The following is a 12941-nucleotide window of genomic DNA, read 5'->3' as shown; positions in this document are numbered from 1 at the left end:
CGGCAGAGACGAGGTAGTTCGGGAGGGCGAGATGCCGCGCTCAGCCTGCCAGCGCGGCGGCGATCCGCTCCGCCAGCCGCGCCGCGACCGCCGCCTTGGGCAAGCGCTCCCAGGTCTCGAACCCCTGCGCCGTGACGAGCTGCACCGCGTTGGCATCCCCGCCCATCACGTCGCCCGAGACGTCGTTGGCGACGATCCAGTCGGCACCCTTGCGCGCGCGCTTGGCGGTGGCGTGCGCGACGACCTGCTCGGTCTCGGCGGCGAACCCCACCAGCAGGCGCGGCCGGCGCGGGTCGGTCGAGAGCCCGGCGAGGATGTCCGGGTTGGCGACCAGCGCGAGTGGCGCCGGCGCGGCGGCGTCCTTCTTCAGCTTCTGCGCCGCCGCCTGCTCGACGCGCCAGTCGGCCACCGCCGCCACCATCACCGCGGCGTCGGCGGGCAGCGCGGCTCCGACCGCCGCAGCCATCTCGGCCGCGGTCTCGACATCGACCCGGTCGACCCCGGCGGGAGTGGCGAGCGCCACCGGGCCCGCCACCAGCGTGACTCGCGCGCCGAGCTCGGCGAGCGCTGCGGCGATCGCGAACCCCTGCTTGCCCGACGAGCGATTGGCGATGTAGCGTACCGGGTCGATCGGCTCGTGGGTCGGCCCCGCCGTGACGAGCACGTGCCGCCCGGCCAACACACCCGCCGCGCGCGGCGCGAGTGCGCGCTCGATCCGGTCGGCGATCGCCAGCGGCTCGGGCAACCGGCCGGGGCCGAACTCGCCGCACGCCATCGCGCCCTCGTCCGGCGCCATCACCGTGACTCCGTCGCCGCGCAGCTGTGCGACGTTGCGCTGGGTCGCGGCGTGTAGCCACATGCGGACGTTCATCGCGGGCGCGGCCAGCACCGGCTTGTCGGTGGCGAGCAGCAGCGTGGTGGCAAGGTCGTTCGCCAGCCCCGCCGCCATGCGCGCGAGCAGGTCGGCGGTGGCGGGCGCCACGACGACGAGATCGGCCTCGCGGCTGAGCTGGATGTGACCCATCTCGGCCTCGTCCTTGAGGTCCCACAGATCGGTGTAGACCTTGTCCTCGCTCAGCGCGGCGAGCGTCATCGCGGTGACGAAGTGCGCGCCGCCCTCGGTCAGCACGCAGCGCACCCGGTGGCCGCGGCGACGCAGCTCGCGCACCAGCTCGCACGACTTGTACGCGGCGATCCCACCGCCGACGATCAGCAGGATCCGGCTCATCGTGTCACCCTTGTCACCGTGATGCGACGTCGTCCCGGCGCGCGCCGCAGCAGGTCGGCGATCGCGTCGGGCGCGAACGCGAGTCCGGGGGCGACCAGCGCCGTCGCTAACGTGGCGCTGTGCAGTCCGGCGACGTGTCCGTCGGCGGCAAGCCCCGTCAGCACGAGCGCGACCACGCGCGGACCGAGCGCGCGCGGCAGCGCCGCCCAGCCGAGCAGCGCGAGCAGCAGCAGCGCCGCCGCCGGCCCGGGGGCGACACTCGGCAGCGCGGCGCCGAGCAGCCGCGCCAGCGCGCCCGGCGGCGCGAGCAGCGTGGGGAGCGTGGGCAGCGTCTCCGCCGCCGACGGCACGACGGCAGCGGTTGTCCACAGGTGGCAGCCCAGCACCGCGCCGCCAACGACGAGCGCGCCGAGCCAGCCCAGCGCCTCGCGCGCGACACCGTCATAAAGAGCGAAGCCCGCCATCACCGCGGGCACGAGCAGCGCGGCGGGATCGATCACCGCGGCGGCGCAGCCGAGCGCGGCGGCGGTGCCCCAGCGCTCGGCGCGGCGCAGCAGCACGGCGTAAGCGGTGAGCAGTGCGGCCCAGCCGGCGTGCGGCGCCTGCTCCCACAGCAGCGCTACGGCAGCGGTTCCCGCCACGAGCAGCAGCGCGGCGAGCACCTGGCCGGCCGCGCCGGCGAACAGCGCGGCGAGCCGCTGCACGCCGACGGCGACTAGCCCGGCGAGCGCGGCGCCGACCAGCAGCAGCATCGCCTCATTCGGCAGAGCGGCACTGACGGCGGCGAGCGTCGGCGGCAGCGCGCGCGCGTCCTCGCCGTCGGGCGCCGTGCGCGCCAGGTCGCGGAAGGTCTCGTAATAATGGCCGCCGTGGCGCATCGCCGCGACGATCGAATCGTGGAGCAGTTCGGCGGCGGGCCGCGCGCTCACCTCGGACAGGCCGACCGCCGCGATCAGGCCGAGCAGCAGCGCCGCGCACCACCACCGCGCCGCGCCGCGCTCGACCCTGCCGAGGCGGGTCGACGCGACGAGCAGCAGTGGCGTGGGCGTCACCACGGCGCCGCCAGCAGCATCGCGCCCACGCCCGCGACTAGGCCGAGCGCGCCGACCAGCGCGTAGCGCCAGCCGCCGCCGACGCGCACCACCTGGATCTCCTTGAGCGGCGGACGCGGCGGCGCGCCGCCGGGCGCGGGGAAGCGCGCCTCGATTCGCCGCACCAGCTCGGGCAGTCGCGCGAGCGTGCGCACGTCGGCGACGAGCCGATCGGCGATCGCCGCCTCGGGTCCGAGCTCGGTGCGGATCCAGTCCTCGACCAGCGGCGCCGCGGTGACCCAGAGGTTGATGTCGGGGTCGAGCGCGGTGGCGACTCCCTCCACCATCACCATCGTCTTCTGGAGCAGCAGCAGGTGCGGCTGGGTGACCATGTCGAAGTCGCGCGTGATGCCGAACAGCCCGTCGAGCATCATGCCGATCGACATGTCCTTGACCGGCAGCCCGCGCATCGGCTCACCCACGGCGCGCAGCGCCGTGGCGAACTCCTCGACGCTGTGGTGCGCCGGGACATACTGCGCCTCGAAGTGGATCTCGGCGACGCGGCGGTAATTGCCCGTGATCAGGCCGTAGAGGATCTCGGCGAGCCACACGCGCGCGCGCCGGTCGATCCGCCCCATGATGCCGAAGTCGATTGCCGCGACCTGGTCGCCCGGCAGCGCGAACAGATTGCCCTGGTGCAGGTCGGCGTGGAAGAAGCCGTCGGCGATCGCCTGGCGCAGGAAAGCGTGGACGAGCACGCGCGCGAGCTCGCGCAGGTCGTAGCCGGCCTCGATCAGCGCCGCCCGATCGGACAATTTGATGCCGTCGATCCACTCGATCGTCAGCACCTTGCCCGTGGTACGCGCCCAGTCGACCGCGGGGACGAAAAACTTGGGCTCGGCCGTCATCGTCTCGGCCAGCTCGGACGCCGAGGCCGCCTCGCGCGTGAAGTTGAGCTCGCGCGCGGTCCAGCGCTTGAACGTCTCGATCACCAGTCGCGGCTGGAGCCGCGCGATCTCGCCGCCCATCGGCTCGATCTGCGCTGCCGCCCACTCATAGGTGTCGATCGCGCGCGCGAAATCCTCCTCGACGCCGGGGCGCAGCACCTTGACCGCGACGCGCCGGCCGTCGGTGGTGACCGCGCGGTGCACCTGCGCGATCGAGGCGGAGCCGACCGGCACCTCCTCGATCTCGCGGAACAGGGTGTCGAGCGGGCGACCGAAGCTGGTCCGCATGACCTGCGAGATCGCGGCGTATGGCACCGGCGGGATCGAGTCCTGCAGCCGCAGCAGGTCGTGGGCGGCCTCCTCGCCGACGAGGTCCGGGCGTGTGGCGAGCGTCTGACCGAACTTGATCGCCGCCGGCCCGAGCGCCTCGAAGGCGTCGGCGTAGCGCGGCGTCGCGGGCACGCGCGCGCCCAGTCGCGCGAGCCGCAGCAGCCGGCGTAGCCGCGGCGGCGTGTTGGGATCGCGCTCAAGCCCGCGCAGCGCGCCGTGGCGCGCCAGCGTGCGCCCCCAGCTGAGCAGCCGCCAGGTGTGGACGACGGGTGAGGTCACATCTTCCAGCCGCTGTGGATCGCCACCAGCCCGCCCAGCACCGCCTCGACGCGCGTCTGCACGAAGCCCGCGTCGGCGATCATCCGCTCGAACGCGGGCATGTCGGGGAAGCGACGTATCGACTCGATCAGATAGCGGTAGCTGTCCGAGTCGCCGGCGAGCAGCTGGCCGAGCTTCGGTACCATGCGGTGCGAGTACGCGTCATACACTTCCGCGAAGCCGGGCCATTGCGTGGTGGAGAATTCGAGGCAGTAGAAACGGCCGCCGCGGCGCAGCACGCGATGCGCCTCGCGCAGCGCCGCGGGGATATCGGTGACGTTCCGGATGCCGAAGGCGATCGTATAGGCGTCGAAGAAGCGGTCGGGAAAGGTCAGCGTCTCGGCATTGGCCTCGGTCCACACCAGGCCGTCGATGCCGCGCTGCTGCGCGCGGCGCATGCCGACCTCGAGCATCTCGGGGTTGATGTCGGCGACGGTCACGGCCGCGCCGTGCTGCGCCAGCCGGAACGCGATATCGCCGGTACCGCCCGCCATGTCGAGGATCTGCTCGCCCGCGCGCGGCTTCACGCGGCGCACGAAACGGTCCTTCCACAGCCGGTGCATGCCACCCGACATGGCGTCGTTCATCAGATCGTAGCGGCTCGCCACGTTGGAGAAGACGCCGCGCACACGCGCGGTCTTCTCGACCGGGGTGACGTCCTCGTAACCGAAGGAGACCACGCGCTCGCTGGCGGCGCTGCCGGGGGTATCGCTCATGCCCGCCGCTCTAGGGCGTGCGCCTTGGGGAGGGAAGGGGGCGATCCATCGCGTCGTCGCTCCCCGCGTGCCCACTGACTCGACGATGCTGCTGATCCATTCGATAGATGAACCGCGGCGGGCCGAACGCCGCGGGAAGAGGTGAAGATGCGAGCGACGGTGCCGCCGATCGGCAACGGAGACCCGCTGGTCCAGCCGGCCGACGCGGGCCGGACTCGCGGCGGCGCACGACGGCTCGACTCGATCGACCGGCTGCGCGGGCTGATGATCGCGCTGATGGTGCTTGATCACGTCCGCGACTTCTTCGGGACGAGCTCTTTGCACGATCCCACCGACCCGGATCGGTCCTGGCCGCTGCTCTACGCCACCCGCTGGATCACGCATCTGTGCGCGCCCACCTTCGTGCTGCTCGCCGGCGTGTCGATCTTCCTGCAAGCGCGCGCGGGCAAGACGCCGGCGGCGCTGTCGCGCTTTCTGCTGTCGCGTGGCGCCTGGCTGATCGTGCTGGAACTCACCGTCGTCAGCTTCGGCTTCAACTTCGGGGAGCCGTTCGTCTTCCTCCAGGTGATCTACGCGATCGGGCTGAGCATGATCGGGATGAGCCTGGTCGCGCGGCTGCCCGCACCGCTCGTGCTCGCCCTCGGCGTCGCGCTCGTCGCGACCTGCCCCTGGGCCGCGGCGGCGAGCCTGGGCGCTGTCGGTCTCGCCGGCGTCTCGCGTACGCTGCTGCTCGCCCCCGGCTTCCTGCCGGGCGTGCCGAGCCTGGCGATGTACCCGGCACTGCCCTGGTTCGGGATCATGTGCCTCGGCTTCGGCCTCGCGCCGCTGTTCGTTCGTCCCGACCCAGCGCGCACGCGATCACTGGGGGCGTTGGCGCTCGCCCTGCTGGTTACCTTGGTCCTGCTCCGGACGGGCAACGGCTTCGGCGATCCATCTCCCTGGGCCGAGCGCGCCGAGCCGGTCCGCTCCGTCATGTCGTACCTCAACGTCTCCAAATACCCGCCGTCGCCCGACTATGTGCTCGTCACGCTCGGGGTCGCGCTACTGGTCTTCCTCCTGCTCGACCGGCTGCGCGGCCCAGTGGCGCGCGTGCTGCTCGATTTCGGACGCACCCCGCTCTTCACCTATATACTGCACATCTACGTCGCGCATGCCGCGATGCTGATGCTGGCGGTCGCGAGCGGGCAGACCGGTGCTGCGCTCGACGTCATCGCCGCGCAGACGAGCGGTGCGATCCAGCCGCTCGCCTGGGGCTACTCGCTCGCCGGCGTGTATGTCGCCTGGTTGGGCGTGGTCGCCGTGCTGATCCTTCCCGCGCGTTGGTGGGCCGGCGTGAAACGACGCCGGCGCGATTGGTGGCTGAGCTATCTCTGACCGGTGGTACAGCCGCGGAACAGCCACTAAGTCACCACTATGCCCGAACTTCCCGAGGTCGAGACCACCGTGCGCGGGCTCACGCCGGTGCTGCTCGACGCCACGCTTGCGCGCGTCGAGCCGCGCCGCGGCGATCTGCGCCGGCCGTTCCCGGCGGAGCTGCGCCAGCGGCTCACCGGCGCGCGGGTCACCGCGCTGTCGCGCCGCGCCAAATACGGCCTGATCGACACCGATCGCGGCGACACGCTGATCTTCCATCTCGGCATGTCGGGGCGCTGGCGAGTCGATCCGGCCGAGTTGCTCGCGCACGATCATCTGCTGATCGAGACCCAGGCGGGGCGGCGGCTCGCGCTCAACGACCCCCGTCGCTTCGGCTCGGTCGATCTGTGGCCCACCGACGAGCTGGCGCACTTCCCGGCGTTCGGCGCGCTTGGCCCCGAGCCGCTCGGCCCGGCCTTCACCGCCGATCACTTGCGCACCGCGCTGGCGGGCAAGACGACGTCGATCAAGCTCGCGCTGCTCGACCAGCGGGTGGTCGCCGGGCTGGGCAACATCTACGTCTGTGAGGCGCTGTACCATGCGCGGATCAACCCGCGCCGCGCGGCGGGGCGGATCGCCCGGTCGCGGCTGCAACGACTGGTCGAGGCGGTGCACGACGTGCTCGAGTCCGCGATCGCGGCGGGCGGGTCGAGCCTGCGCGACTATGCCCGACCCGACGGCGAGCTCGGCTATTTCTCCAAGCAGTTCGCGGTCTACGGCCGCGAGGGCGAGCCGTGCGGCTGCGGCGGGACGGTGCATCGCTATGCCGAGGGCGGGCGCTCGACCTTCTGGTGCCCGGCCTGTCAGCGCGGTTGACGCTGCGCGGCACCCGCGCTATGGGCCGCGCCTTCGAGGGTGACGGTGTTGCCGGCCGCCCTGCTTTTCATCGATTCGAAACAGTCAGAGGACGTTCATGGCGAACACGCCGCAAGCCAAGAAGCGCATCCGCCGCAACGAGCGCCGGGCCGAAGTCAACGGTAACCGCGTCGGCCGGATCCGCACCTTCGTGAAGAAGGTCGAGGCAGCACTCGCGGCCGGCGACAAGGCCGGGGCGGCGACCGCGCTGCAGGCGGCGCAGCCCGAGATCGCGCGCGGCGTGGCCAAGGGCGTACTCCACAAGAACACGGCGGCGCGAAAGTTCTCGCGCCTGACCAAGCGCGTGGCCGGGCTCGCTTAAGCTAACGCCTTCTCAGCGCTACGAAAACGCCCGCCGGGACGCTCCCGGCGGGCGTTTTCGTATGCGTTTTCGGTGATCTCCAGACCGGGTCGACGCTTCTTTCCAAAAGCCTCGGGAATCCTGCGATTCGCAACCGATACGATCGCCATATCGCCACATAATGCCAGTGATTACAGTAGCTTGTGCGAAATTCGACGCATTTGCGCGGCTGGCGGCGAGTCAACCTGCTTTATTTCGATTTTGTGTCCGCGACCGGTCTTGATCGACTCAGCCGGCTGTTCCTAATCCTGTCGAACCGCACCGGCGATCGTCCGGCGCGGCACAGAGACACCGTCTGATAGCCGACGCGCGAGGGGCCGCGGGCAGGGGGACGTTTGACTTTGCGAATGAAGGATCCGCGAACGCACTCGTTCGCGGCAACGGGAGAGCTGTGCGTGGCGCAAGTGGCGGAGCGAGTGGACGGGATGAGCGACGTGGCACGGGCCTGGACCCGGGTGCGCGCCAACCTGCGCCAGTCGGCCGGGGCGCGCCTGTTCGACCAGTGGCTCGCGCCGATCGCGCTGGCCGACGCGACCGACCCGCTCGACGTCCGCCTGACGCTGCCGTCGCCGTTCATGACCAATTGGGTGCGCAGCCACTATGCCGAGCGGCTGGTACACGAGTTCCGCGCGGTGCTGCCCGGCGTGCGCAGCGTCGAGGTCGAGACCGCGGCGCGCGCACCTGTCACCGCCGTGCTGTCCGCCCCCGCCGCGGTCGCGGCACCGATCGAGCCGGTCGCCGAGGGATCGGGTGAGGCCGGCGAGCGCCCGCAGCTCGATCCGCGGCTCACCTTCGAGCGCTTCGTCGTTGACGAGTCGAATCTGGTCGCGGTCAACGCCGCGCGCGCGCTGGCCGAGCCCGGTCCGGTGCGCTTCAGCCCACTCTTCCTCCACGGCGCGACCGGCCAGGGCAAGACCCATCTGATGAACGCGGTGGCGCACGCCTTTCTGGCGGCACACCCGGGCGCGCGCGTGATGCTGATGTCGGCCGAGCGCTTCATGTTCGAGTTCGTCGCCGCGGTGCGCGCGCGCGACACGTTCGCTTTCAAGATGAAGCTGCGCGGGCTCGACCTGCTGCTGATCGACGACCTCCAGTTCATCGCGGGCAAGGACTCGACGCAGGAGGAGTTCTTCCACACCGTCAACGAGATCATGGCCGCGGGTAAGCGGCTGGTGATCGCCGCCGATCGCGCGCCGCAGGCACTCGAGGGGATCGAGCCGCGCATCCTCGGGCGGCTCGGCGGCGGGCTGGTCGCGGACATCCGCCCCTCGTCGCTGGCGTTGCGCCGCGAGGTACTCGCGCGCCGCGTGGCGGACATGCCCGACGTGCGCGTGCCCGCCGACGTGCTCGACCTGCTCGCGACGCGGATCACGGCGAGCATCCGTGAGCTGGAAGGCGCGCTCACCCGCGTCACCGCCTACGCGATGCTGACCGGGGCGACGATCGACCTCGAGTTCGCGAGCCAGACGCTGGGTGACATGCTGCGCGGCCATCAGCGCCGCGTGACGATCGACCAGATCCAGAAGCTGGTCTCGGACCATTTCGAGCTCAAGCCGCTCGACCTGATCTCGGCGCGCCGCGCGCGCGCGGTGGCGCGGCCGCGGCAGATCGCGATGTATCTCGCCAAGCGCCTCACCACCCGCTCGCTGCCCGAGATCGGCCGCAAGTTCGGCGGGCGTGATCACTCCACCGTGATCCACGCGGTCAAGCGGATCGAATCGCTGCGCGACAGCGACCGCGAGGTCGACGGCGCGGTGCGGCTGCTGCTCGGCCAGCTCGGCGCCTGAGCGCCGCTCACGCCGCGCGGCGCAACGGCTCCTCCTCGCTCGGCGCGAGCGCGGCCGGGAGCGGGGTGATCTCGGCCGTGGCCGGCGCGCGCCGGCGATCGGGGAAGAGCAGCCGGCTGGCGAGCACGATCACGCCCAGCGCGGCATAGGTCGCCAGCACCGCTTCCAGGCTGAACAGCAGCGCGCCCGCGAAGGCGGCGCGCAGCCACAGCGGATTGAAGCCCAGGTCCGCGCCGACCGCGGCGCAGACGCCGAAGAGGTTGTCGCGCGGGGCGGGCGGGGTGATGGTGTCGGTCATGCGCTCTCTCGCTCTCTCGGGCGGCGGTCGCCGCGGCTCGCGAGATGCTGAGCAAGAGTGATGCCAAACCTAATCTGCCTCCCTTCAGGGGAGGGCTGGTTGAGGCGCTTCCCCGCACGCGCCGGCCACGGAAAGGCGGCGACGCCGCATCCCCGACCCCATTGCTGAGGGATTACTGTGCCTTACTCGCCCGTCATCCCGGACTTGGCCTGGGATCCACCGTGCCGCGTACTTCTAACGCGTTGTTCTCGCGTAGAAGGTGAATCCCGTAACACGTCCGGGATGACGGCGGGTGAGAGTCGCAGAGGAACGCCGCGGGCGGAGAGGAACGCGCCATCATTCAGTAAAATGCGCCACCACTCCCACGCAGGTTACGCCAACAACCCCATCGCTCGCTGTGCCGCCTTCAGCGTCGGTGTCGCCAGCGCTCGCGCCTTCTCCGCGCCGCGCTCCAGGATCGAGTCGATCGCGGCGCGGTCGTCGAGCAGCCGCACCATCTCGTCGCGGATCGGCGCGAGCTTTGCCACCGCCAGGTCAGCCAGCGCCGGCTTGAACGCGCCGAACCCCTTGCCGGCGAACTCGCTCAGCACGTCCTGCGGCGAACGATCGGCGAGCGCGGCGAAGATCGTCAGCAGGTTGCGCGCCTCGGGTCGGCCGTCGAGCTCCTCCATCGTCGCGGGGAGCAGGTCGGGGTCGGTCTTCGCCTTGCGGAACTTGTCCGCGATTACCTCGTCGCTGTCGATCAGCTTCACCAGCGACTGCTCCGACGGGTTGGACTTGCTCATCTTCGCCGTCGCGTCACGCAGCGACATGATCCGCGGCGCCGCGGCGCTGATCAGCGGCTCGGGCAAGGAGAACAGGTCGCTGTCATAATCGGCGTTGAACTTGGTCGCGATATCGCGCGCCAGCTCGAGATGCTGCTTCTGGTCCTCGCCGACGGGGACGTGCGTGGCGTTGTAGAGCAGCACGTCGGCCGCCATCAGCACGGGATAATCGTACAGCCCGACGCTGGCGCCCTCCCGGTTCTTCCCAGCCTTGTCCTTGAACTGGGTCATGCGGTTCAGCCAGCCGACCCGCGCGACATTGTTGAGCAGCCAGGCGAGCTCGCTGTGCGCGGGCACGCGCGCCTGGTTGAACAGGATCGAGCGCTCGGGATCGATCCCGGCGGCGACCAACGTGGCGGTCATCTCGATCGTGTTGGCGGTCAGCTCGGCGGGCGCGATGAACTCGGTGAGCCCGTGCAGGTCGGCGATGAAGTACATCGTCTCGCCGCCCTGCGCCTGGATCTGGTCCTGCATCGCGACCCACTGCTTCACCGCCCCCAGATAATTGCCGAGGTGGAGGTTGCCGGTAGGCTTGATACCGGAGACGACGCGCATCTTGGTCATCGGGACGAGGCTCTGCGACGGAGGAGGGAACGGAGGTCGGCGACGCGGAACGCGCCGGTGGCGAAGCAGGCGAGCGCGTAGATCGCCACGCCCGCTCCGACCAGCACCGCCAGTGCGACGCCGCGCACGACGAGGCTGCCGGTGAGATAAGGGTCGACCAGCGGCGTCACCAGCAGCAGCGCGCCGCCCATCAGCAGCGCGGCGAGCGCGAGCCGCGGCACCTTGCGCTTGAGCTGCGGATCGAGCGCGAAATGGCCGCGTCGCGCCAGCACGACGTACAGCGAGGCGACGTTGACGGTCGACGCCAGCGCGGTGGCGAGCGGCGGGCCGATCTGGCCGATGTTCCAGTGCGCCAGCGTCGGGATCAGCACGAGATTGCCGACGAGGTTGAGCGCGACCGAGTAGAGCGCCAGGCGCACCGGCGTGCGCGTGTCGGCGCGCGCGTAGAAGCCGGGGGTGAGCACCTTGACCAGCACGTAGCTCGGCAGCCCGAGCGAGAAGGCGGCGAGTGCCTGCGCCGAGCGCGCGCTGTCCGCGCCGGTGAAGGCGCCGTGCTGGAACAGCCCGCGCACGATCGGCTCGGCGGCGAAGACGAAGGCGGCGGTGGCGGGCAGGGTGAGGAACAGCGCGAGCTCCAGCCCGCGGTTCTGCGTCTCCATCGCCTCGGCCTCGCGCCCCTCGCTCAGCAGCCGCGACACGACCGGCAGCAGGATCGTGCCGAGCCCGATGCCGATCATGCCGAGCGGCAGCTGGTTGAGCCGGTCGGCGTAGTAGATCGCGGAGATCGATCCGGCCGGCAGCAGCCAGCCAGCGAGCGCGGTCGAGATGGCGAGATTGACCTGCGCCGCGCCCGCACCTGCCGCGGCGGGGACGATCAGCGTGAGCAGCCGCTTCACGTCGTCGTCGACGCGCGGCCGGCGCAGCCTGAGCGAGACACCCGCGCGACCGCACGCCCACCACAGCCAGGCGAGCTGGAACGCGCCGCCGACCGTGACCGAGATCGCCTGCACCCGCGCGGTGGCGTAGGAGTCTGCGCCGTGGAAGAACACCAACGCGCCGACCATCGCCACGTTGAGCAGGATCGGCGCCGCGGCATTCACCCAGAAGCGGTTGAGCGAGTTCAAAATGCCGCCCAGCAACGAGACCAGCGAGATCAGCATTAGATAGGGGATGGTGAAGCGCGACAGCGTCACCGCGAAAGCAAACTGCTCGGGCGTCGGCTGCTGTCGGTCGAAACCGCCGGAGAGCGCCAGCGTGATCGGCCACGCCGCGATCAACATCGCCGCGGTGAAGACGAGCAGCACCGGGAACAGCACCGCCAGCGCGCGCTCGGCGAAGTCGACGCCCGCCGGGGTGCCGCCTCCCTCGGCCACCTTGCGGTTGAACAACGGGATGAACGCGGCGGAGAAGGCTCCTTCCGCGAACAGCGCGCGGAACATGTTGGGCAGGCGGAAAGCGACGAAGAAGGCGTCGGACGCGAAGCCCGCGCCGACATAGCTCGCCTGCAGCGTGTCGCGCACCAGCGCGAGCACGCGGCTGGCGAGCGTCAGCCCGCCGACCGATCCGAGCGCTTTGGCGAGGTTCATGTCGTTAACGGTCGCTCGTGTTCTCGTGGACGCGGGATCCCAGAGACACGGGAGCCGCGCTCGCCGCCCTGGGCTCCTGCGTGCGCAGGAAGAACGTACGCGACCTCAGGCCTGGCCGACCTCGCCGCCGAACGACACGCCCTGCGCCTGTGCCTGCTGGAGGAACAAGGCGTTGAAGTCGATCGGCTCGAGCAGCAGCGGCGGGAAGCCGCCGTCGCGGATCGCGTCGGCGACGACGCGGCGCGCGAACGGGAACAGCAGCCGCGGGCCCTCGCCCAGCAGGAACGGCTGGACATGCTCGGCCGGCACGTTGCGCAGCCCGAACAGGCCGGCGTAGGAGAGTTCGGCGATGAAGGCGGTCTTGCCGCCCGTGGTGGCGCGTACCTCGATCTTGAGCGTCACCTCATGGACTTCCTCGCCCACCTGCGCCGCGCCGATGTCGAACTGGACGTTGATCTCGGGCGGGTTGGGCTCCTGATAGACCGCTGGCGCGTTCGGGTTCTCGAACGACAGGTCCTTGACGTACTGCGAGATCAGCCCCGCCGCCGGGCCCGTGTCCGCGCCGTTGGCGAGCGGCTCGTTGCCGAGATTGTCCTGGCTGTCCATCGTCCGTCCCTTCACCGATCCTGTGTCGCGCGCGCCGGTGGCCCGGGCGCAGCAGTCAGCGGCGGTTAGCAGCGCGG

Annotated in this window: 12 protein-coding genes; 4 read left to right on the top strand and 8 right to left on the bottom strand. The window is 70.9% G+C overall.

Annotation, left to right across the window (positions count from 1 at the left end; genetic code table 11):
- Window positions 1–40: 40 nt before the first annotated feature.
- Genes coaBC through KZ820_RS03755 form a run of 4 tightly spaced genes read right to left on the bottom strand, consistent with a single transcriptional unit; the run spans window position 41 to window position 4570 of the window.
- Complete coding sequence (gene coaBC / locus KZ820_RS03770; protein WP_219747314.1) at window positions 41–1228, bottom strand: bifunctional phosphopantothenoylcysteine decarboxylase/phosphopantothenate--cysteine ligase CoaBC; 1188 nt, start codon at window positions 1226–1228, stop codon at window positions 41–43.
- Window positions 1225–2280, bottom strand: coding sequence for a hypothetical protein (locus tag KZ820_RS03765; RefSeq protein ID WP_219747313.1), 1056 nt, complete (start codon window positions 2278–2280; stop codon window positions 1225–1227). The genes coaBC and KZ820_RS03765 overlap by 4 nt, the downstream gene beginning before the upstream one ends.
- Window positions 2277–3815, bottom strand: coding sequence for a 2-polyprenylphenol 6-hydroxylase (ubiB, locus tag KZ820_RS03760; RefSeq protein ID WP_219747312.1), 1539 nt, complete (start codon window positions 3813–3815; stop codon window positions 2277–2279). Before ubiB ends, KZ820_RS03765 begins: the two co-directional genes overlap by 4 nt.
- Window positions 3812–4570 carry a class I SAM-dependent methyltransferase gene (locus KZ820_RS03755; protein WP_219747311.1) on the bottom strand — a complete coding sequence of 253 codons (759 nt, stop codon included), beginning with the start codon at window positions 4568–4570 and terminating at the stop codon, window positions 3812–3814. Before KZ820_RS03755 ends, ubiB begins: the two co-directional genes overlap by 4 nt.
- 147 nt (window positions 4571–4717) lie before the next feature.
- Here KZ820_RS03755 and KZ820_RS03750 point away from each other — a divergent pair, with 147 nt between their 5' ends.
- The 4 genes from KZ820_RS03750 to dnaA all read left to right on the top strand — a co-directional run bounded on the left by KZ820_RS03750 (window position 4718) and on the right by dnaA (window position 8986).
- Entirely contained in the window at window positions 4718–5944 is a 1227-nt protein-coding gene (locus KZ820_RS03750; protein WP_219747310.1) for an acetyltransferase domain-containing protein, read from the top strand.
- 39 nt (window positions 5945–5983) lie between these two features.
- The gene (gene mutM, locus KZ820_RS03745) at window positions 5984–6799 is read left to right on the top strand and encodes a bifunctional DNA-formamidopyrimidine glycosylase/DNA-(apurinic or apyrimidinic site) lyase (protein ID WP_219747309.1); all 816 of its coding nucleotides are present in this window, start codon (window positions 5984–5986) and stop codon (window positions 6797–6799) included.
- 97 nt (window positions 6800–6896) lie between these two features.
- Window positions 6897–7160, top strand: coding sequence for a 30S ribosomal protein S20 (gene rpsT / locus KZ820_RS03740; protein ID WP_132909366.1), 264 nt, complete (start codon window positions 6897–6899; stop codon window positions 7158–7160).
- 464 nt (window positions 7161–7624) lie between these two features.
- Window positions 7625–8986: a chromosomal replication initiator protein DnaA gene (gene dnaA, locus KZ820_RS03735; RefSeq protein WP_219747308.1), complete on the top strand. Its 1362-nt coding sequence runs from the start codon at window positions 7625–7627 to the stop codon at window positions 8984–8986.
- A gap of 7 nt (window positions 8987–8993) precedes the next feature.
- On the opposite strand, the gene KZ820_RS03730 is transcribed toward dnaA, so the two are convergent.
- From KZ820_RS03730 to secB, 4 genes are all read right to left on the bottom strand, one after another.
- Window positions 8994–9284, bottom strand: coding sequence for a PspC domain-containing protein (locus KZ820_RS03730; protein ID WP_219747307.1), 291 nt, complete (start codon window positions 9282–9284; stop codon window positions 8994–8996).
- 371 nt (window positions 9285–9655) lie between these two features.
- Window positions 9656–10663: a tryptophan--tRNA ligase gene (gene trpS, locus KZ820_RS03725; protein ID WP_219748083.1), complete on the bottom strand. Its 1008-nt coding sequence runs from the start codon at window positions 10661–10663 to the stop codon at window positions 9656–9658.
- Between the two features lie 5 nt (window positions 10664–10668).
- Window positions 10669–12258, bottom strand: coding sequence for a murein biosynthesis integral membrane protein MurJ (gene murJ, locus KZ820_RS03720; RefSeq protein WP_219747306.1), 1590 nt, complete (start codon window positions 12256–12258; stop codon window positions 10669–10671).
- Window positions 12259–12363: 105 nt separating this feature from the next.
- Entirely contained in the window at window positions 12364–12864 is a 501-nt protein-coding gene (secB, locus tag KZ820_RS03715) for a protein-export chaperone SecB (RefSeq protein ID WP_219747305.1), read from the bottom strand.
- Between the last annotated feature and the right edge of the window lie 77 nt (window positions 12865–12941).

Origin of the sequence: Sphingomonas citri, assembly GCF_019429485.1 — a bacterium.
GTDB classification, from domain to species: Bacteria; Pseudomonadota; Alphaproteobacteria; order Sphingomonadales; family Sphingomonadaceae; genus Sphingomonas; species Sphingomonas citri.
Note: the sequence above shows the minus strand (reverse complement) of the source record. Positions and strands in the feature narration are given on the sequence as shown.